Origin of the sequence: Streptomyces sp. NPDC049040 (assembly GCF_043197715.1) — a bacterium.
GTDB lineage: Bacteria > Actinomycetota > Actinomycetes > Streptomycetales > Streptomycetaceae > Actinacidiphila.
On record NZ_JBICTO010000006.1, the window covers coordinates 50330 to 70092 of the forward strand.

Consider the following 19763-nt stretch of genomic DNA (forward strand, 5'->3'; position numbering starts at 1 on the left):
CCTTGCCATCCGCCGACCCCGGCACAGAGGACACCCTCGATCTGACCCTGCCACCCGAATTCCTCGCGCTCTTCGCCGCTCCCGGCGCGCCACCCGGCCGGGCCGCCGCCAGGCCCGACCCGGCGGGTGCAAGAACGGGCCTGGTCGGAGACATCGCGCGGTGGGCCGCCGCCGACACGCCGGCGGGACGCTTCCGCCTCGTACCGGCCGACGCCGTACGCGACCTCGCGATGATCAGCGGTTGGATGAACGATCCGGCGGTCGCGGAATTCTGGGAGCTCGCAGGGGACCCGGTGGTGACCAGGCGGCACCTGGACGCCCAACTCGGCGGCGACGGCCGCAGCATCCCCTGCCTGGGCCTGCTCGACGGCACCCCGATGAGCTACTGGGAGGTCTACCGCGCCGACCTCGACCCGCTGGCCAGGCACTACCCCGCCAGGCCGCAGGACATCGGCGTCCACCTGCTCATCGGCGACGCCGCGGACCGCGGCAGGGGGCTCGGCGGCACCCTGATCAGGGCGGTGGCCGACCTGATCCTGGACCACAGGACCGGTTGCGGGCGCGTGATCTCGGAACCCGACCTGCGCAACACCCCTTCCGTGGCAGCCTTTCTCGCAGCCGGCTTCCGGCTGTCCGCCGAGGCCGACGTCCCCGGCAAGCGCGCGGCCCTCATGGTCCGCGACCGCAGCCTGCGCCACCTGATCTGATCGGCCCCCCGGTCCCCCCACCCGCCTGCACCCCCGGTCCCGCAGGAGTCCACCGTGATCGCCACCTCACCTTCCTCCGACGACGCCGCCGCCTGGCAGCGCGCGGCCCGGCGCCTGCTGGCGAAGCTGCTCGCCGAACTCGCCTACGAGGAGGTGATCGTCCCGGAGCCGGAACCCGCGGCCGGCCCGGCGGCCTACCGGCTGCGGCTCAGCGACACCCTGACCTACCGCTTCCACGCCCGCAGGGGCGCGTACGGCAGCTGGCGGGTCGACCCCGCGAGCATCGGCCCCGACGGCGATCCGCTGCACTTCGTCAGCCAGGCCCACGACCGCGTGCTCGGCCTGAGCGGGGACACCACAGGGCACCTCATCCGCGAGCTGCTCGCCACCCTGCGTGCCGACATGCGCCTCGACGCCGGCGCGCTGAGCGCCGCGGAACTCGCCGACCTGGACTACGCGGAGCTCGAAGGGCACCAGACGGGACACCCCTGGCTGGTCGCCAACAAGGGGCGTATCGGATTCTCCGACGCCGACGCCGCCCGCTGGGCCCCCGAGGCCCGCAGGCAGCACCGGCTGCCGTGGATCGCCGTGCACAGGGAACTCGCCCGATACCGCGCCGTCGACACGCTGGCCACCCCCGACCTGCTCTACGCGGACGAGCTTTCGTCCGCCACTCTCGACGCCTTCCACCACACCATCGCCGACCGGGACCGCGACCCGGCCGACTACCTGCTGCTGCCCGTGCACCCCTGGCAGTGGGAGCACGTGGTCCTGCCGCTCTTCGCGCCCGCCGTCGCCGACTCGACCATCATCGCCCTCGGCACCGACAACGACCTCAGACTGCCCCAGCAGTCCGTCAGGACCTTTCTCAACACCAGCCACCCGCTGCGCCGCACGGTCAAGCTGCCGCTGTCGGTGCTCAACACCCTGGTGTGGCGGGGCCTGCCCACGGAACGCACCCTGGCCGCCCCCGCCGTCACCGCGTGGGTGCAGCGGCTGCGTACCGCAGATCCGTTTCTGCGCGACGAGACCAGGGTGGTCCTGCTGGGCGAGGTCGCCTCGGTGACCGTGGCGCACCCGCAGTACGACCGGCTGCCGACCGTCCCGTACCAATACCGCGAGCTGCTGGGGTGCATCTGGCGCGAGCCGCTGGCCGCACACCTCGAACCGGGGGAGCGCGCCAGGACGCTGGCATCGCTGCTGCACACCGACCCGCAAGGCCGCTCCTTCACCGCAGAGCTCGTCGCGCGCTCAGGCGTCGCCCCCGCCACCTGGCTGCGGCACCTCTTCGGGGCGCTGCTGCCGCCGCTGCTGCACTTCCTCTACCGCTACGGCACGGTCTTCTCGCCGCACGGTGAGAACGCCATCGTCGTCTTCGACGAGCACGACCTCCCGGTGCGGCTCGCGATCAAGGACTTCGTCGACGACGTCAACGTCAGCGCCGTGGCGCTGCCCGAGCACGACACGATGCCCGACGACGTCAGGGCGGTCCTGCTGACCGAGGAGCCGGCCTTCCTCACCCAGTTCATCCACTCGGGGCTCTTCGTCGGGGTGCTGCGGTACCTGGCGCCCCTGTGCGAGGACCAGCTGGGGGTGCCCGAGGCCGACTTCTGGGGCCTGGTGCGGGGCGAGATCCTGCGCCACCAGGAACGTTTCGCCGACCTCAAGGAACGATTCGCCTGCTTCGACCTGCTCACGCCGCGCATCGCCCGGCTGTGCCTCAACCGCAACCGCCTGCACCTCGACGGATACCGCGACCGGCCCGAGCGGCCGCACGCCGCGGTCCACGGGACCGTGCCCAACCCGTTGCACACGGGCTGACCTCGGCCGCGCCCTGCCACCGGCGCCAGCCGCTACGATCGCGGCACCGGTCGTACCGCGGAAGGACGGGGGCGGATGCGCGAGGAACAGGGCGTCGGATCCTGCCCGGAATGCGGCACTCCCGGCTCCTTCACCGGCCAGCTGGTCTGCCAGGGGTGCTACGTGCCGTTCGCCCTGATGGCCGCGGTGCACGCGGCGGCGGAGCCCCCGCCCTTCCTGACCGCCCCGACGGTACGGCTGGCCCGGCCCGGCGCGCCACGCCCCGCGGCGGCAGGACCCGACACGCCGGAAGCCGCCCCGCCGCGGGCGGAGCCTCCGCGCGCCGCGGCCGAAGCGGAGTACACCCGGCTCACCAACCTCGTCCCGGGCGCCAGGCCCGGATCGGAGCGGACCCGCAGGGAGGCGTCCGTGCACGCCCTGCGGCTGTGCTTCCCCGGCGGCGACGTGGTCGAGGTGGCGGCGGGATTCTCGATCCGGCTCGGCCGCGACCCCCAGCTGTGCCCCGCAGTGGTCTTCCTCGCCGACCGCGACAACCTCTCGCGCATCCACGCCAGAGTGGGCCTCGAAACCGACGGCACGGCATGGATCACCGACGAGGACTCCACCAACGGCACCTATGTGGGCGGCTACCGGCTGGCGACGAACCAGAGGGCGCCCCTGCGGCCCGGGGACACCTTCAGGCTCGCAGCCGACGTCCACGTCAGCGTGCTGCCCTGACCGACGCGTAGGCGGCGGTGCACCGGGCGAGCGGATGGTCGGCGCCGAGCGCCTCGGCGGCACTCGCGGCCAGCTCCTCCAGCTGCCTGCGGGTCGCCTCGATGCCGTTCAGGCCCTCGAGCGCCCTCGCCCTGCCGAAGAGCGCGGCAAAGGAGGCGGGTTCGCTGTCCGCGCCCTGGCGCAGGATCTGCTGCCTCGCCTGCCAGTAACGGTCGTCGGCCTCGTGGAAGCGGCCGGCGGCGAGCAGCCCCTCGCCCTCCTCGACCAGAGTCCACACCAGGTGCCGGGTGCCGCGGTCCAGGGTGGTCGGGGTCCGCGGCAGCGCCGCGGGCCGCATCATCCCGCGCAGCCGCTCCGCCACCTCGGCGGCGCTCGCCGGGCGGTCCCGCGGAGCCTTGGCGAGCAACTGGTGCACCAGCCCCGCCAGCTCAGGGGTCACCTCGGGGCGCCGCTCGTCGATCCGCTCCGGCTGCCCGTGCACATGGAGATAGGCGTAGCCGATGTGATTCCCCGCGGTGAAGGGCGGTACCCCCGCGAGCATGGCGTAGAGGACGCAGCCGAGTGAATACAGGTCGGACCGCGCGGTGACCTCCCCGCCCTGTGCCTGCTCCGGCGTGAAATACGGCGGCGAGCCCAGCAGCGCCCGCGGCTCCGTGAAGCGGGTCACGTCCGGGTCCTGCGGGACGACCAGTCCGAAGTCGCAGATCTTGACGACGCCGTCAGGGAGCAGCATCAGATTCTCGGGCTTGATGTCGCGGTGCACCAGTCCGCGCTCATGCGCGTGCTGGAGTCCTGCGCAGACCTGCGCGCCGTACGCCAGCACGTCCGGCACCGGCAGCCCGCCGCGATCCAGCAGGACATTGCGGAAATCGGTGCCCGGCAGGAGTTCCATGACGATGAACTGCCGGCCCTCGTGCTCGCCGGCGTCGTGGATGGTCGCCACGTTGGGGTGGCTCAGGGCCGCGGCGGCGACCGCCTCCCGGCGGAAGCGCCCCTGGTGCTCCCTGCGTTCGACGTCGGCCCACTCGGGGCGCAGCGTCAGCACCTTCACGGCGACCCTGCGGCCAAGCCCCTGGTCGACCGCCGTGTAGACCTGCCCGAAGCCGCCGCCGCCCAGCAGCGCCTCCAGCCGGTATCGGCCGCTCAGGACCGATCCGGCACCGACATCCCTCGTCACGGCAACCCCGTTCGTTCGACCTCGTGCAGCGGCAGCCGGATCATGGGGCTCCCGCAGCCGCGCCGCCCTCCGGCGCTGCGACCGTACCGCCCGCCGGGCCGCCCCGGCCCGCGGCCGAAAGAACCGGGTCGGTCGGGGGCCGCGGCGGCGACCGGAAGGCGTGCGACCGGAAGGCGGCGCCTTTCGACGGGACCGGTCCGCGGGATGACCGGCAATGGCGCAGCCGGACGGCGTTGTCGGTGGGTGCCCGTAGGCTTGCCTCCCTATGACTGACACGCCCCCACCCGCGCTCACCGACCTCCTGCACGCCGCCGTCACCGCCGTCGGAGGCGTGGAGCGGGCCGGGCAGGTCACCATGGCCGAGGCCGTCGCCGCCGCCGTGGACGACAAGTCCCATCTGCTCGTCCAGGCGGGCACCGGCACCGGTAAATCCCTCGGGTACCTGGTGCCCGCGCTCGCCCACGGGGAGCGGGTGGTGGTGGCCACCGCCACCCTCGCGCTCCAGCGCCAGCTGGTCGAGCGCGACCTGCCCCGCACCGTCACCGCGCTGCGGCCGCTGCTGCGCCGCGAGCCGCAGTTCGCCATGCTCAAGGGCCGCTCGAACTACCTGTGCCTGCACCGCCTGCACGAGGGCGCGCCCCAGGACGACGAGGAAGGCCTCTTCGATCCGTTCGAGGCGGCGACGCCGACCAGCAAGCTCGGCCAGGACCTGCTGCGGATGCGGGACTGGGCCGACGAGACGGAGACAGGCGACCGTGACGGACTCACCCCCGGCGTGTCGGACCGGGCGTGGGGCCAGGTCTCGGTCAGCTCGCGCGAATGCCTGGGCGCCACCAAGTGCGCCTACGGCGCTGAGTGCTTCGCCGAGGCCGCACGCGAGCGCGCAAAGCTGGCCGACGTGGTGGTCACCAACCACGCGCTGCTCGCGATCGACGCGATCGAGGGCACCCCTGTGCTGCCCGGCCACGAGGTGCTGATCATCGACGAGGGGCACGAGCTGGTCTCCCGGGTCACCGGGGTCGCCACCGGCGAGCTGAGCGCGGGCAGCGTGAACCGCGCCGTCAAGCGGGCCGCCCGGCTGGTCAACGAGAAGGCCGCGGACGCCCTGCTGAGCGCCGCCGAGGGCTTCGAGCGGGTCATGGAGCTGGCGCTGCCGGGCCGGCTGGAGGAGATCCCCGAGGACCTGGCCTACGTCCTGGCCGCACTGCGGGACGCCTGCCGCCAGGTGATCACCGCGCTGGGCGACACCCGTGACAAATCGGTGCAGGACGAGGACGCGGTGCGCAAGCAGGCCCGTGCCGCGGTCGAGCACGTGCACGAGGTGAGCGAGAGGCTGGTCTCCGCCTCGGAGTACGACGTGGTCTGGTGCGAGCGCCACGACCGCTTCGGCGCCTCACTGCGGGTCGCCCCTCTCAACGTGTCGGGTCTGCTGCGCGAGAAGCTCTTCACCGAGCGGTCCGTCGTCCTGACCTCCGCCACGCTCAAGCTCGGCGGCGACTTCAACGGCGTGGCGGCCTCCCTCGGGCTGGCCGCGGAGGGCACCGGCGGCGAGGAGGCGGCGCCCTGGAAGGGCATCGACGTCGGCTCGCCCTTCGACTATCGCAAGCAGGGCATCCTCTACGTGGCCCGGCATCTGTCCCCGCCCGGCAGGGACGCGGGACGCGAGGACATGCTGGACGAACTCGCCGAGCTGATCGAGGCGGCCGGCGGTCGCACGCTCGGCCTGTTCTCCTCGATGCGCGGTGCCCAGGCGGCCGCGGAGGCGATGCGCGGGCGGCTGGACCACCCGGTGCTGCTCCAGGGCGAGGAGACGCTGGGCGAGCTGATCCGCACCTTCTCGCAGGACGCCAGGACGTGCTTGTTCGGCACGCTCTCGCTGTGGCAGGGCGTCGATGTGCCCGGTGTGAACTGCCAGTTGGTGGTGATGGACCGGATTCCCTTCCCGCGGCCGGACGACCCGCTGATGAGCGCCCGGCAGAAGTCGGTCGAGGAGCACGGCGGCAACGGTTTCATGGCCGTGGCGGCCACGCACGCCGCGCTGCTGATGGCACAGGGCGCGGGCCGGTTGATCAGGGCGTCGGGCGACCGCGGCGTGGTCGCCGTGCTCGACCCGAGGCTGGCGACGGCCCGCTACGGCGGCTTCCTGCGGTCCTCGATGCCCGACCTCTGGTACACCACCGACCGCAATCAGGTGCGGCGCTCGCTGGCCTCCATCGACGCGGCCGCGAAGGTCTGAGCGGCGGGCGGCCGCGTCCGGGAGACGCGGCTGCGATCGGCGTCGCGACGAGTCCGCCCCGGAACCGCCGTACGGTTTCCGGGGCGCTCGGACGACCCGCGCGTCAGACCCTGCGCAGTACCGCGACGACCTTGCCGAGGATGGTGGCCTCGTCGCCGGGGATGGGCTGGTAGGCGGCATTGTGCGGCAGCAGCCACACATGCCCGTTGTCCCGCTTGAAGCGCTTCACGGTGGCCTCGCCGTCGAGCATGGCGGCGACGATGTCCCCGTTCTCCGCGACCGGCTGGCGGCGGACGGTGACCCAGTCGCCGTCGCAGATGGCGGCCTCGATCATCGAGTCGCCGACCACTTTCAGCACGAACAGTTCGCCGTCACCGACGAGTTGACGGGGCAGCGGAAAGACGTCCTCGACCGATTCCTCGGCCAGAATCGGTCCACCTGCCGCAATCCGTCCGACGAGCGGAACATAGGAGGCGGAGGGTTTGCCGGAGGTGTCGGTCGGCTGGGGGTGCCCGGCGTCGGAGGCCCGGACTTCATAGGCACGCGGCCGGTGCGGGTCGCGGCGCAGGAAACCCTTGCGTTCGAGCGCCATCAGCTGATGGGCGACCGAGGACGTACTCGACAGCCCGACGGCCTGGCCGATTTCACGCATGGACGGGGGGTATCCGCGGCGCTGGACCGAATCCCTGATGACTTCGATGACCCTGCGCTGGCGTTCTGTGAGGCCGGAGCTGTCGGCGCGAATACCCGGGGGCCGTCCGGGAAGGGAGCGCGCGGGCTTCGGGCTGTTCTCTTCGTTCATCACGTCCAACGGGCCGATTCGATCCGGGGAGCGGTCACGGGCGTTCAATGTCCCTGCGGCACTCTCTGCGGTGGTGGTCACGGCGGCCCCTTTCGAGATGTTCTCCCACCGCATGAACTGCGGGAGGCCCGCTTCGCAGCCGCGGGCAGTTAGTACAACGGTAGTGGGTTTCGAAAGGTTGCGCCAAACACACGTTCGAGTGAATTTGCATAAATCCGCTGACGTGATCAAGGTACCGGGTGTATTGATCGAATGGAAGTTCGACCTCCGCTTGTGTCGGCGGGCGGTCGGTCCGGGGTGCCGAATGCCGGCGTGACGCTCCGGTGGTGCCGCGTCCCAGTGTGTCACCGCCGCCCGGGTGAGCGTCCCGGTACCGGGTGTGTGCGGCCGTGCACGGGCGCAGGCCTGCGACACGCTTGACGGGGAACGTGAATCCATCGCACCACATCTAGTGGTTGGATAGGACCCGGCCCCCACCGGTTGTGGTCGGAACGGGGACCCGGCGGGTTCAACGCCGAGGGAATCACCTATGCTTGGGGCTGCTTCACGGGGTCGTCCGACTCCACGGAAGCCCTGTTGTCGCGCGCTCACCACGGGGTGAGGGAGGGAGTAGGAACGATGCACTGCCCCTTCTGCCGACACCCCGACAGCCGTGTCGTCGACAGCCGCACCACCGATGACGGCGCCTCGATCCGCCGGCGCCGGCAGTGCCCCGACTGCGGTCGGCGGTTCACCACCGTGGAGACCGCGTCACTGATGGTGATCAAGCGAAGCGGCGTCACGGAGCCCTTCAGCCGCAGCAAGGTGATCGCCGGTGTGCGCAAGGCATGCCAGGGCCGCCCCGTCACCGAGGACGCACTCGCCCAGCTCGGGCAGCGGGTCGAAGAGGCGGTCAGGGCCACCGGCAGCGCGGAGCTGTCGACCCACGACGTGGGACTGGCCATACTCGGCCCGCTCCAGGACCTCGATCTCGTCGCGTATCTGCGGTTCGCCTCGGTCTACCGCGCGTTCGATTCGCTCGAGGACTTCGAGAGGGCCATCACGGAGCTGCGCGAGCAGCTGCCGCCCACCACTCCTGGCGGGCTCGACGAGGACCTCGGCGTCCCCGCGCCCGCGTCCGCCGCCGACTGAGCGGCGCACAGGACACCGGATTTCGCCGGAGCGCGACGCGCGCCGAGGCTGTGGACAACACCGTGCTGCGGGAAGAACCGCGCACATCAGGGCGTTTTCGCCCGTATAGGGAGGCGGAATGACAGAGACGACGAGCGGCCCGGCACGCGGTTCCCGCACCAAGGGGTCCAAGACGAGCAAGGGCCTGCGCATGGAGCGCATCCACACCACCCCCGGCGTGCATCCGTACGACGAGGTGGTCTGGCAGCACCGTGACGTCGTCATGACCAACTGGCGCGACGGTTCGATCAACTTCGAGCAGCGTGGCGTCGAGTTCCCCGACTTCTGGTCGGTGAACGCGGTCAACATCGTCACCAGCAAGTACTTCCGCGGCGCGGTGGGCAGTCCGCAGCGCGAGAAGAGCCTGAAGCAGCTGATCGACCGGGTGGTGCTCACCTATCGCAAGGCGGGCGAGAAGCACGGCTACTTCGGCTCGCCCGACGAGGCCGAGGTCTTCGAGCACGAGCTGACCTACGCGCTGCTGCACCAGGTCTTCAGCTTCAATTCGCCGGTCTGGTTCAACGTGGGCACCGCACAGCCCCAGCAGGTCTCCGCCTGCTTCATCCTGTCCGTCGACGACTCCATGGAGTCGATCCTCGACTGGTACAAGGAAGAGGGGATGATCTTCAAGGGCGGCTCGGGCGCAGGCCTGAACCTGTCCCGGATCCGCTCCTCGAAGGAGCTGCTCTCCTCCGGCGGCAACGCCTCGGGACCGGTCTCCTTCATGCGCGGCGCCGATGCCTCCGCAGGAACGATCAAGTCGGGCGGTGCCACCCGCCGCGCCGCCAAGATGGTCGTCCTGGACGTGGACCACCCGGACGTCGAGGCCTTCATCGAGACGAAGGTCAAGGAGGAGGAGAAGGTCCGCGCCCTGCGTGATGCGGGCTTCGACATGGACCTGGGCGGCGACGACATCACGTCCGTCCAGTACCAGAACGCCAACAACTCCGTCCGCGTCAACGACGAGTTCATGAAGGCGTACGAGTCGTCCGCGAAGTTCGGCCTGCGCGCCCGTATGACCGGCGAGGTCATCGAAGAGGTCGACGCGCGGTCGCTGTTCCGCAAGCTGGCCGAGGCCGCGTGGGCGTGCGCCGACCCCGGCATCCAGTACGACGACACGATCAACCACTGGCACACCTCGCCGGAAACCGGCAGGATCACCGCCTCCAACCCGTGCAGCGAGTACATGCACCTGGACAACTCCAGCTGCAACCTCGCCTCGCTGAACCTGCTCAAGTTCCTGCGCGACGATGGCGAGGGCAACCAGTCCTTCGACGCCGAGCGCTTCGCGAAGGTCGTCGAGCTGGTCATCACCGCGATGGACATCTCCATCTCCTTCGCGGACTTCCCGACCGAGAAGATCGGTGAGACCACCCGCGCGTTCCGCCAGCTGGGCATCGGATACGCCAACCTGGGTGCCCTGCTCATGGCCACAGGCCACGCCTACGACTCGGACGGCGGCCGTGGGCTCGCGGGAGCCATCACCTCGCTGATGACCGGAACCTCCTACCGGCGGTCCGCGGAACTGGCGGCGGTCGTGGGCGCCTACGACGGCTACGCCCGCAACGCGGACGCACACAAGCGCGTCATGAAGCAGCACGCCGATGCCAACGGCGCCGCCCGCAGGGTCGACGACCTGGACAGCCCCGTATGGGCGGCGGCGACCGAGGCCTGGCAGGACGTCGTCCGGCTCGGTGAGAAGAACGGCTTCCGCAACGCGCAGGCCTCCGTGCTCGCGCCGACCGGCACGATCGGCCTGATGATGGACTGCGACACCACGGGTGTCGAACCGGACCTTGCCCTGGTGAAGTTCAAGAAGCTCGTCGGCGGCGGCTCGATGCAGATCGTGAACAACACGGTCCCCACCGCGCTGCGCAGGCTCGGCTACCAGCCCGAGCAGATCGAGGCGATCGTCGCCCACATCGCCGAGCACGGCAATGTGATCGACGCTCCCGGCCTCAGCCACGAGCACTACGAGGTCTTCGACTGCGCCATGGGCGAGCGGGCGATCTCGGCGATGGGCCACGTGCGCATGATGGCGGCGGCACAGCCCTTCCTCTCCGGCGCCATCTCCAAGACGGTGAACCTGCCGGAGTCGGCCACCGTCGAGGAGGTCGAGGAGGTCTACTACGAGGGCTGGAAGCTCGGCCTGAAGGCGCTCGCGATCTACCGCGACAACTGCAAGGTCGGCCAGCCGCTGTCGGCCAAGAAGAAGGACGACACGAAGGCCGTCGCGGCTGGCGAGGCGCCCGCGCAGGTCGAGAAGGTCATCGAGTACCACCCGGTGCGCAAGCGCCTGCCCAAGGGCCGTCCCGGCATCACCACGTCCTTCACGGTCGGCGGCGCCGAGGGCTACATGACGGCGAACTCGTACCCCGACGACGGCCTCGGCGAGGTCTTCCTGAAGATGTCCAAGCAGGGTTCCACCCTCGCGGGCATGATGGACGCCTTCTCCATCGCCGTGTCGGTCGGCATGCAGTACGGCGTCCCGCTGGAGACGTACGTCTCGAAGTTCACCAACATGCGCTTCGAGCCGGCCGGACTCACCGACGACCCGGACGTGCGGATGGCGCAGTCGATCGTCGACTACATCTTCCGCCGTCTCGCGCTGGACTTCCTGCCCTTCGAGACCCGTTCCGCCCTCGGCATCCACTCGGCCGACGAGCGGCAGCGGCACCTGGACACCGGCTCGTACGAGGCCGGCGAGGACGAGGTCGACGTCGAGGGGCTGGCCCAGTCCGCACCGCGGCAGGTCGAACCCCGTGCGCCGCTGACGGTGGCAAAGGCCCCCGCGGCGGCCACCCCGGCGCCCAAGGAGGCCCACAACTCCACGGAGCTGCTGGAGATCCAGCTCGGCCTCAACGCCGACGCCCCGCTGTGCTTCTCCTGCGGCACCAAGATGCGCCGCGCCGGGAGCTGCTACCTCTGCGAGGGCTGCGGCTCGACCAGCGGGTGCAGCTGATCCGGGGCGCGCTGACCGGATGAACGGCAGCTGACAGCGGTGGGGAGCCGGCCTCGATGGCCGGCTCCCCACCGTTTTCGCGTGCCGCCCGTCGTGCGGCAGGGCGCTGCCGCGGCGGCGGCGGGCGGAACCGAGTAGCGGGTCGGCACGTCCGCCGGCCTCCGCGCCACTACGATGGCGCGGTGTTGGTGAAGTGGATACGCTGCGGCGTCCTCGACCGGGCCGGTTTCGACCGGGGGCAGCGCAAATGGGCGGCGCTCAGGGAGCAGCCCGGGTTCCACGGCCAGGGCGGCGGCTGGAGCCGCTCCCAGCCCGGCGTGGTCCACCTCTTCGCCTTCTGGGATCGGCAGGCGTCCTACGACTCCTTCATGGCGGGGCCCCACGACGCCGTGGCAGCGCCCCAGACCGGTACCTTCGAGATGCTGGCGGCGCGGACCTTCACCCGGCGGCTCGACGTCAAGGTCGGCTTCGAGCCGCGCTTCTCCGACGCCGATGTGCTCAGGGTGGCGCTGTGCAAGGTGCGCCCCGAACGCGTCGACCACTTCGTGCAGATGCAGGAGCGCGTCTGGAATCCCGCGATGGCCGGTTCACCCGGCATGCTGCGGGGTGTCTTCGCCGAGAGTCCCGAGAGCGACTTCCTGGTCATGTCGGCGTGGAATTCCGCCACGGAGCGCGGCAAGTACCGGGAGGGAGCGGTGGCACGGCTATCCGACCGGGCCGACCTCGACGGCGACGTGCTGTCCGTGGCGGGGGACGTGGTCGACGTGGTGCAGGACTGGACGGTGTGAAGGCGGCGGCTCGCTCAGCCGCCGCTGCCGGCTCGGGCCGCGGCGCCCGGGCGTAGCAAGGCCGCCAGCGCCGCGGTGATCTGCTCCGCCAGCCCGGTGTCCACCGGGGCGTGCCGGCTGATCAGCCGATACCACATGGTGCCGAAGGCGAAGTCGACCGCGAGGTCGAGAGTGACCGCCTCGTCCGAGAGGGTGCCGTCCGCGACGCCGCGGGCGAGCAGCAGGAGCAGGGCGTGCCGTCGCGGGCCGATGACGGTGGCCTGGAGCCGATGCGAGAGCTCCGGGTCGTGCTGCGCCTCTGCCATCAGCCCGACCAGCGCATTTCCTGTGAGCGCTGTGGTGAGCGTGAAGGTGGCGTCGAGCAGGGTCCGCACGTCGCGCAGCGTGTCGCCGGTCTCCGGGTCCAGATGCTCCGCCTTGCGCAGCCCCAGGTCGCGCAGGGCGTCGATCAGCACGTCCTGCTTCGCGGGCCACCAGCGGTAGACCGTCTGGCGCCCCACCCCCGCGGTCTCCGCGATGCCCTTCATCGTCAGCGCCTGGTATCCGCCGCTCTGGCACAGCGCCAGGGCCGCGTCGAGCACGGCGCGTCTGGCCGTCTCGCTGCGGGGCCTGCCGCGTGCGGGTGTCTCATCCATGAAGCCACTTTACAAGGCACCCTGTCTCGCATATGGTTAACGAGTCAGCCTGTCTCGTAAATGGAGTGCGCAATGCCCGCATCGTCAGAACGTGTCGTCGTCATCGGTGGCACATCGGGAATCGGCCTGGCCACCGCGGAAGAGCAGCTGCGAGCCGGCCGCGAAGTGATCGTCACCGGCCGGGACAAGACCAGGCTGGACGCGGCCCTCGCGCGGCTCGGAGAGGGCGCGACCGGTGTGTCGCTGGACGCGCTCGACGAGACGGCCACCCACGATTTCTTCTCCGGCCTGGACCCGGTCGACCACGTGGTGGTGGCCGTGACCGGCAGCACCGCCGCAGGTCCCTTCGAGGCCCTGCCGATAGCCGAACTGCGGGCCGCTGCGGAAGGCAAGCTGGTCGCCCAGACCGTCGCGGCACAGGCCGCCCTCAAGGCGCTGCGCCCCGGGGGGTCGATCACCTTCGTCACCGCGGGATCCGCCGGTTCCGCGCGTCCGGGCACCGCGGGACTCGCCGCGGTCAATGCGGCGGTGGAGGCGATGGTCCCGGTCCTCGCCGTCGAATTGGCCCCGATCCGGGTCAATGCCGTGTCGCCCGGCATCATCGACACCCCCTGGTGGGACTGGATGGACGCCGAGACCCGTCAGCAGGCGTTCGACAGCTTCGCGTCGACGGCGCCCGCCGGGCGGGTCGGCCGCCCTGAGGACATCGCCGGCGCGATCGGCTACCTGATAGGGGCGACGTTCACCACCGGAGTGGTGCTGTCGGTCGACGGAGGGTCGCGCCTGCGGCCTGCCGCACTGTGACCGGCGACGGCCGGCGGACCGTCCTGATCACCGGTTCCACCGATGGAATGGGTCGCTGGCTGGCCCTGCGGCTCGCAGAGGCGGGCGACCGCGTCCTCATCCACGGCAGGCATGCGGACCGCGCGGAGGAGGTGCGCGGCGCGATCCGCCAGGCCACCGGCGAGGACCGGGCCGAGGTGCTGCTCGCCGATCTCGCGCGATTGTCCGAGGTCGACCGGCTGGCAGATGAGGTGGCCGCCCGCGTCGACCGGCTCGATGTGCTGGTCAACAACGCGGGGATCGGCGGCGCCTCGCCCGGCGGCAGAAGGGAGGTCGACGCATACGGGATCGAGCGCCGCTTCGCCGTGAACTACCTGGCCGGATATCGGCTGACCCGCCGGCTCCTGCCGCTGCTCATCGCGTCAGCGCCGTCCCGGGTCGTCAATGTCGCCTCGGCGGGCCAGCATGCCATCGACTTCGCGGACCCGATGCTTGCGGCGGACTATGACCCGACCCGCGCGTATTCCCAGAGCAAGCTCGCACAGATCATGTTCACCTTCGACCTCGCGGAGGAAGTGAGCGGGACGGGTGTCACGGTGGACGCGCTGCACCCGGCCACATTCATGGACACCACGATGGTGCGGGAGGTCGGCATCAGCCCCTGGAGCACCGTGGAAGAGGGCGGTACGGCGACGCTGCGTTTCATCAATGCCATCGAGCCGGGAAGCGGGCGCTATTTCAACGGCCTCGGCGAGGCGCGCGCCGACCGGCAGGCCTATGACGCCGACGCCCGGCGGAAGCTCCGGCAGCTGACGGACGATCTCATAGCCGGGCAGGCGACCGCCCGGCACTGACCCCCCGCACCGCACCGTCGCGCGGCCTGGAAAGCGGCCCACCGGCGCGAACGGCGGCATGGCATGCGGCCGGGTCGGCGGCGTCGGCGAGCCACCGGTCCGGTCGCACCATAGGCTGATCGTCATGGGACGTCCGCACCGCATCGTGCTCATCCGGCACGGCGAGTCCCAGGGCAACCGCGATGACACCATTTACGAAAGGGTGCCGGACCACGCCCTGGAGCTCACCCCGACCGGCGTGCGCCAGGCCACCCTGGCCGGCGAGAAGCTGCGGCAGCTGTTCGGCGAGGAACGGGTCCAGGCCTTCGTCTCGCCCTACCGGCGGACGTGGCACACCTTCCGGGCACTGGGCCTTGACCCACGCCTCACCAGGGCCAAGGAGGAGCCGCGGCTCAGAGAGCAGGACTGGGGCAACTGGCAGGACGTCGAGGACATCCAGCGGCAGCGCAAGGCACGCGACGCGTACGGCCACTTCTTCTACCGCTTCGCGATGGGGGAGAGCGGCGCGGACGTCTACGACCGGGTCGGGGCCTTTCTCGAGACCCTCTACCGCGCTTTCGACAAGGAGGACTTCCCGCCGAACGTCCTGATAGTCACCCACGGGCTCACCATGCGCCTGTTCTGCATGCGCTGGTTCCACTGGACGGTCGAGGAGTTCGAGGCGCTGTCGAACCCGAACAACGCGGAGATGCGCACCCTGCTGCTCGCACCGTCGGGGCAGTACACGCTGGACCGGCCCTTCGAACGGTGGCGGACACCGGGGCCTCCCGGTGGCGGGGACTGGTGAGCTTCGGCCGCTCGCCGGGATCGGCGCTCCGGCGGCATCATGTGCGCACCGGCGAGCCGCCGGTGGGGCGCGGCAGTCGAAGCCGCGGTGATGGCAGGTTGGTGCGTTCTGGTGCAGCTTGCTTCCCGGCAGTCCCGACGGGCCCACTGCGGGACCCCGCGCGAATGCGGACTGCGGCGCCGGCGGAGTCCGGGGGAGGCGAAGCTCTCGGCCCGCATCGAGGGTGCGGCGGGTCCGGTCACCGGCTCCTCACGGTGGGGGTGTCCGTGGACGCCGCGACCTCGTCGAGCAGGCTGAGGGCGTCGGCAACCGAGCCGGCCGGGTCCTGGACGGGGTAGAGCACCCCGCGCACGGTCCGTTCCGCGTCCAGCAGCAGTGTCAGACGCTTGAGGCGGTCCGTACCGGCAGCGCGGAAGGTGGGGAGCCGCAGCGACGTCGTCAGCCGCAGTTCGGCGTCCGACAGCAGCGGGAATTGGATGCGCGCGTGTTCGGCGAACGCCGCAAGCTGGTCGGGCCGTTGGGTGCTGACGCCGTAGACGCGGGCACCGCGCTCCTCGAACTCCGGCAATCTGTCGCGATAGGCGCACGACTCCAGGGTGCACCCCGCGGCGCCGGGGATGTCGCCCCAACCGGGCGGATAGCCCTGGGTGTCAGGGGCGAAGGCGCCGGGGAAGCAGTAGAGGACCGTCCATGGCGTAGCCGCGACCGGGTCGACCTCCGCTTCGCCCGCCCGGTCGGTCGAGGTGGCCGCCGCCAGCGCCGTCTCCGGCAGCCGGGTGCCGACGAGCGCGTGCACGCGCCGGGTCTCTGCCGAGTCGGCGGGGCTGGTCGCCGAGAGCGCGCCGTCGCCCATGACGTAGCGGCCGCCCCAGTCCTGAAGCGCGACCAGGACCGGTAGCAGGCCCTGGCCGGCGGCCGTGAGGTGGTAGCTGTAGCGCGGCGGGTGCGGGTGGTAGAGCCGCTTCTCCAGGACTCCGTCCGCGACGAGGGTGACCAGCCGTTCCGAGAGGACCTTGCGGCTGATGCCCAGGCTCTCGCGCAGCGCGTCGAAGTGGCAGGTCCCGCCGGCGATGTCGCGTACGACGAGCAGTGTCCACCAGTCGCCGACGACCGCGAGCGCCTGGGCGATGGAGCAGTCCGGGTCCGCGACCCTCGAAGTGCGCATGCCTCCACCTTGCCATCCGGACAACGCCCACCTCTATAGTGAGTCTCCTTTAGAGACTGACTATCTCGGGGGGGATCACGATGCCCGGCACAGGGGTGCGCCGCGGTCGCGACGTGCGGCAGGGTCCGAAGCGCTCGGCAAGCGGAGGGAACGTCGGCGGAATCGGACGTGCGGAGGGCGCGGCGTCCCCGGCCGGTGGGCGTGCCGCGATGTTCTGGCGGTACTGGACGGCTTCGGCCGTCAGCGGCGCAGGCGACGCGGTCACCTCCGTCGCGCTGCCGCTTGTCGCGGTGGGCGTACTGGGCGCCGGGGGCTTCCAGGTCAGCCTCGTCACGGCGGCGGGATTCGCCGCCTGGATCCTGATCGGGCTTCCCGCGGGAGTGCTGGTCCAACGGCTGCCGCTGCGTGGCACCCAGGTGGCCATGGACCTGGTGCGCGCGGTGGCGATCGCCTCGGTGCCGGTTGCCGCCGCCTTCGACGTGGGCAACGCGACCTTCCTGCCCTCGGTGGTGGCCAAGGAGGAGCTCACCTCCCGAAACAGCCTCACCTCCGGCACGCAGGCGGTGAACCAGCTCGCCGGGCCGTCGCTGGGCGGTGTGCTGGTGCAGTTGCTCGGCGCGGCGGGCACCCTGGCCGTCGACGCGGTCAGCTACCTGGCCTCGGGGGCGCTGCTGCGCACGCTGCCCCGCCCCGAGGCCCGCCACGGCAGGGCGGCCCCATCCGGGACCGCGCCGAGGACGTCGGCGCTCATCAGGGAGGGCTGGCAGTACGTGGTCCGCCACCGGGTGGTGGGCCCGTGCGTGGCGATGGCCACCTCGGTCAACTTCGTCTGCGGCGGACTCACCGCGCTCATCCCGGTCTTCCTGGTCAGGACCCTGGACGCCCCCGTGGCGTCGGTGGGCGTGCTGATCGCCGCGGAAGGGGTCGGCAGCCTGATCGGAGCCGCCCTGACGCCCAGGCTGGCAAAGTCGGTCGGCAGCGCGCGGGCGCTGCTGGTCGCGTGCGGCCTCGGCGCGTGCGCGGCACTGCTGATGCCGCTGGCGGGCCGAGGCGCCGGCCTGCTGCTGTTCGCGCTGGGCAACGCCGGTTTCGGGGCCGGGGTGGTGGTGCTGAGCATCCTCACCCGCACGCACCGGCAGATGACGACGCCGCCCGACCTGCTTCCCCGGGTGATGGCGACGGTGCGCTTCGTGTCCTGGGGCGCGATCCCCTTCGGCGCGCTGGCGGCAGGCGCCGCGTCCACGCTCTGGGGAACCCGCGGGGCGCTGTGGCTCGTCTGCGGGCTGGCCTTCGTCCCGCCGGTGATCCTGCTGGCCGGGCCGCTCCGACGGGTCCGCCGACTGGAGGCACCGACCGGCGCCGGGTGACGCAGCCCCTCGTCGCGCCCCGGTGCCCGCTGATAGACAGTGATCCACTAGACGGTGATCCACTGGGATCCACCTGTACATGGGGGTGCGCACATGATCGGCATCGGCGGGCTCGAGGCGTCGGACCGGGACGACTGGGAGGCGCTGTTCCGCGCCTACATCGACTTCTACCAGCGTGTCGAGCCGCCCGAGATGTACGAGAGGGCCTGGCGTGAATTCCGTGTGGGAACGCGTATGCACGCCCTCGGCGCGAAGCTGGACGGCAGGCTCATCGGCATCGTGCACTTCCTCGTCCACCCCAGTACGTCAGGGCCTGACGTCTGCTATCTGCAGGACCTCTTCACCGCGCCGGACGTCCGCGGCAAGGGCACGGCTCGCGCGCTGATCGCCGCCGTGTCCGACTGGGCGCGGGCGCGGGAGTGCAGCCGTGTCTACTGGAACACCCACGAATCGAACAGCACGGCCCGCCACCTCTACGACAAGGTCGCGGAGAACCGCGGCTTCATCCGCTACCAGATCGAACTGCCGCATTGATCCCTGTCGCCCGCCCCGGCCTGCCCGCGGCGATCACTGTCAGTGATGTCCGTGGGCGGAGTCGGACGCGCCGCCGAAAAGTCGTGCGACGGCCCTGAAGGGCAGTGTGACGACCGTGGCGACGGCGCTTCCCACCTTGGCGAACACGTCGCCGATTGCCTTCAGCATGATGCTCCTCTCCCGAAGACTGCGGGCCGCTTCCGGGATGGTCCGGTAAAGGTGCCCCAGCCCCCTGTCCTTGCGCCTTCCCCGGGTGGCCCGCCGCATGGCTCGTGGGGGGCGCCGATCTCCGGTGACCCGGGACGACCGCGCTCTCCGGGATGCGGTTTGGCGGGATCGGACCAGACTGGGACAGGAGCGGGAGGGGCGTCGACGCTCCGACCCGTCGGCGTGCCGGGTCTCTCTCCGCGCATGAGTGCGCGACGGACCACCGCGCTGCCGGAGACGTCGCGACGGGAGAGGCCGGAGAACGCCTGGTACGGCGCCTGAACGTGGCACCGCATCTCGCTGCGAGCACGCGCATCCCACCATGAGAAGGCGAAGCGTGATGGATGAACCGAGGAACCTCGGCCTGGCGGCAGCCCTCGCAGGCGGCTACCTGCTCGGCCGCGCCAAGAAGAACCAGATGGCGCTCACCGCCGCCGCCGTACTGGCGGGCAGGGGCCTGAGGCCCGGCTCCGCCCTCGCCGCCGGCGCCCGCAGGGTGCCAGGGCTTCCGGGATCCAAGGACGACGGGGGTGATGGTGACGACGGCGGAGAGCAGGGCAGCGGCAGCCCCAGGCGAGGACTTGCCCGGAAGGCGGCGGACCGCGGGGTGAACGCCCTGACCGAGGCCCTCCGTCAACGCACGCGCAGCCTGTCGCCGGAGGGGGCGGACGAGCAGGAGAATCCGCCGGAGGAAGATGACGGCGACTCGGAGGACGCGGACGAGGACGCGGTCGCGGAGGAGGACGAGGACGCCGAGGAGGACGAGGCAGTGGCGCCTCGCAGGCCGGCGGGGCGGCCCGGGAAGAAGTCGGCGAAGACGCCCAAGGCGAAGAAGCCCGCGGCCGGGAAACCCGCCGCGAGGAAGGCCCGGGAGAGCGCCGAGGACGAGCCGGCTCCGGCGAAGAAGCCCAAGAAGCGGGCCGCCTCCGCGAAGCCTCCCGCCGGGCGCTCAGGAGCTGCCGGGAAGGCCGCACCCAAGGCGAAGCCCGCGGCCAGAGGCAGGCCCGCGAAGAAGACGGCTGCACGCTCGAAACGGGACAGGTGATCCTTG

General features: G+C 71.2%; 18 protein-coding genes. 13 read left to right on the top strand and 5 right to left on the bottom strand.

Annotated features, from left to right (window positions below; genetic code table 11):
* Nucleotides 1-2: 2 nt before the first annotated feature.
* The 3 genes from ACGFMP_RS17950 to ACGFMP_RS17960 all read left to right on the top strand — a co-directional run bounded on the left by ACGFMP_RS17950 (nt 3) and on the right by ACGFMP_RS17960 (nt 3245).
* Nucleotides 3-707, top strand: coding sequence for a GNAT family N-acetyltransferase (locus ACGFMP_RS17950; RefSeq protein ID WP_393673386.1), 705 nt, complete (start codon nt 3-5; stop codon nt 705-707).
* Nucleotides 708-761: 54 nt separating this feature from the next.
* Complete coding sequence (locus ACGFMP_RS17955; RefSeq protein WP_393673387.1) at nt 762-2528, top strand: IucA/IucC family protein; 1767 nt, start codon at nt 762-764, stop codon at nt 2526-2528.
* A 75-nt stretch (nt 2529-2603) separates the two neighbouring features.
* Nucleotides 2604-3245, top strand: coding sequence for an FHA domain-containing protein (locus ACGFMP_RS17960; RefSeq protein WP_393673388.1), 642 nt, complete (start codon nt 2604-2606; stop codon nt 3243-3245).
* Here the strand turns inward: ACGFMP_RS17960 and ACGFMP_RS17965 are convergent.
* A complete protein-coding gene (locus ACGFMP_RS17965; RefSeq protein ID WP_393673390.1) occupies nt 3229-4422 on the bottom strand; it encodes a serine/threonine-protein kinase in 1194 nt (397 codons plus the stop codon). The two genes, ACGFMP_RS17960 and ACGFMP_RS17965, sit on opposite strands and share 17 nt — an antisense overlap.
* A gap of 265 nt (nt 4423-4687) precedes the next feature.
* Here ACGFMP_RS17965 and ACGFMP_RS17970 point away from each other — a divergent pair, with 265 nt between their 5' ends.
* Entirely contained in the window at nt 4688-6658 is a 1971-nt protein-coding gene (locus ACGFMP_RS17970) for an ATP-dependent DNA helicase (RefSeq protein WP_393673391.1), read from the top strand.
* A gap of 103 nt (nt 6659-6761) precedes the next feature.
* Here ACGFMP_RS17970 and lexA read toward each other — a convergent pair whose 3' ends face one another.
* Nucleotides 6762-7541, bottom strand: a complete 780-nt coding sequence (gene lexA, locus ACGFMP_RS17975; protein ID WP_393673392.1) for a transcriptional repressor LexA — start codon at nt 7539-7541, stop codon at nt 6762-6764.
* Nucleotides 7542-8078: 537 nt separating this feature from the next.
* Between lexA and nrdR the strand changes: the two genes are divergently transcribed.
* The 3 genes from nrdR (at nt 8079) to ACGFMP_RS17990 (ending at nt 12380) form a co-directional block, all read left to right on the top strand.
* Nucleotides 8079-8591 carry a transcriptional regulator NrdR gene (gene nrdR / locus ACGFMP_RS17980; protein ID WP_033173865.1) on the top strand — a complete coding sequence of 171 codons (513 nt, stop codon included), beginning with the start codon at nt 8079-8081 and terminating at the stop codon, nt 8589-8591.
* Nucleotides 8592-8709: 118 nt separating this feature from the next.
* Nucleotides 8710-11592: a vitamin B12-dependent ribonucleotide reductase gene (locus ACGFMP_RS17985; RefSeq protein ID WP_393673393.1), complete on the top strand. Its 2883-nt coding sequence runs from the start codon at nt 8710-8712 to the stop codon at nt 11590-11592.
* Between the two features lie 182 nt (nt 11593-11774).
* Nucleotides 11775-12380 carry a YdbC family protein gene (locus tag ACGFMP_RS17990; RefSeq protein ID WP_393673394.1) on the top strand — a complete coding sequence of 202 codons (606 nt, stop codon included), beginning with the start codon at nt 11775-11777 and terminating at the stop codon, nt 12378-12380.
* Between the two features lie 14 nt (nt 12381-12394).
* Here the strand turns inward: ACGFMP_RS17990 and ACGFMP_RS17995 are convergent, their stop codons facing one another.
* A complete protein-coding gene (locus ACGFMP_RS17995; RefSeq protein WP_393673396.1) occupies nt 12395-13015 on the bottom strand; it encodes a TetR/AcrR family transcriptional regulator in 621 nt (206 codons plus the stop codon).
* Nucleotides 13016-13087: 72 nt separating this feature from the next.
* Here ACGFMP_RS17995 and ACGFMP_RS18000 point away from each other — a divergent pair, with 72 nt between their 5' ends.
* From ACGFMP_RS18000 to ACGFMP_RS18010, 3 genes are all read left to right on the top strand, one after another.
* Complete coding sequence (locus ACGFMP_RS18000; protein WP_393673398.1) at nt 13088-13819, top strand: SDR family oxidoreductase; 732 nt, start codon at nt 13088-13090, stop codon at nt 13817-13819.
* The gene (locus ACGFMP_RS18005; protein WP_393673400.1) at nt 13816-14652 is read left to right on the top strand and encodes an SDR family NAD(P)-dependent oxidoreductase; all 837 of its coding nucleotides are present in this window, start codon (nt 13816-13818) and stop codon (nt 14650-14652) included. The genes ACGFMP_RS18000 and ACGFMP_RS18005 overlap by 4 nt, the downstream gene beginning before the upstream one ends.
* Nucleotides 14653-14776: 124 nt before the next feature.
* The gene (locus tag ACGFMP_RS18010; RefSeq protein ID WP_393673402.1) at nt 14777-15439 is read left to right on the top strand and encodes a histidine phosphatase family protein; all 663 of its coding nucleotides are present in this window, start codon (nt 14777-14779) and stop codon (nt 15437-15439) included.
* A gap of 238 nt (nt 15440-15677) precedes the next feature.
* On the opposite strand, the gene ACGFMP_RS18015 is transcribed toward ACGFMP_RS18010, so the two are convergent.
* On the bottom strand, nt 15678-16604 hold the full coding sequence (locus ACGFMP_RS18015; protein ID WP_393673403.1) for a winged helix-turn-helix transcriptional regulator: 927 nt from the start codon (nt 16602-16604) through the stop codon (nt 15678-15680).
* Nucleotides 16605-16813: 209 nt separating this feature from the next.
* Between ACGFMP_RS18015 and ACGFMP_RS18020 the strand changes: the two genes are divergently transcribed.
* Both ACGFMP_RS18020 and ACGFMP_RS18025 read left to right on the top strand, forming a co-directional pair.
* Entirely contained in the window at nt 16814-17971 is a 1158-nt protein-coding gene (locus ACGFMP_RS18020; protein WP_393673404.1) for an MFS transporter, read from the top strand.
* 93 nt (nt 17972-18064) lie between these two features.
* Nucleotides 18065-18505, top strand: a complete 441-nt coding sequence (locus tag ACGFMP_RS18025) for a GNAT family N-acetyltransferase (protein WP_393673405.1) — start codon at nt 18065-18067, stop codon at nt 18503-18505.
* Nucleotides 18506-18544: 39 nt separating this feature from the next.
* Here ACGFMP_RS18025 and ACGFMP_RS18030 read toward each other — a convergent pair whose 3' ends face one another.
* Nucleotides 18545-18673: an LPFR motif small protein gene (locus ACGFMP_RS18030; RefSeq protein ID WP_393673406.1), complete on the bottom strand. Its 129-nt coding sequence runs from the start codon at nt 18671-18673 to the stop codon at nt 18545-18547.
* A gap of 379 nt (nt 18674-19052) precedes the next feature.
* Here ACGFMP_RS18030 and ACGFMP_RS18035 point away from each other — a divergent pair, with 379 nt between their 5' ends.
* Entirely contained in the window at nt 19053-19757 is a 705-nt protein-coding gene (locus tag ACGFMP_RS18035; protein WP_393673407.1) for a hypothetical protein, read from the top strand.
* The last annotated feature ends 6 nt before the right edge of the window (nt 19758-19763 follow it).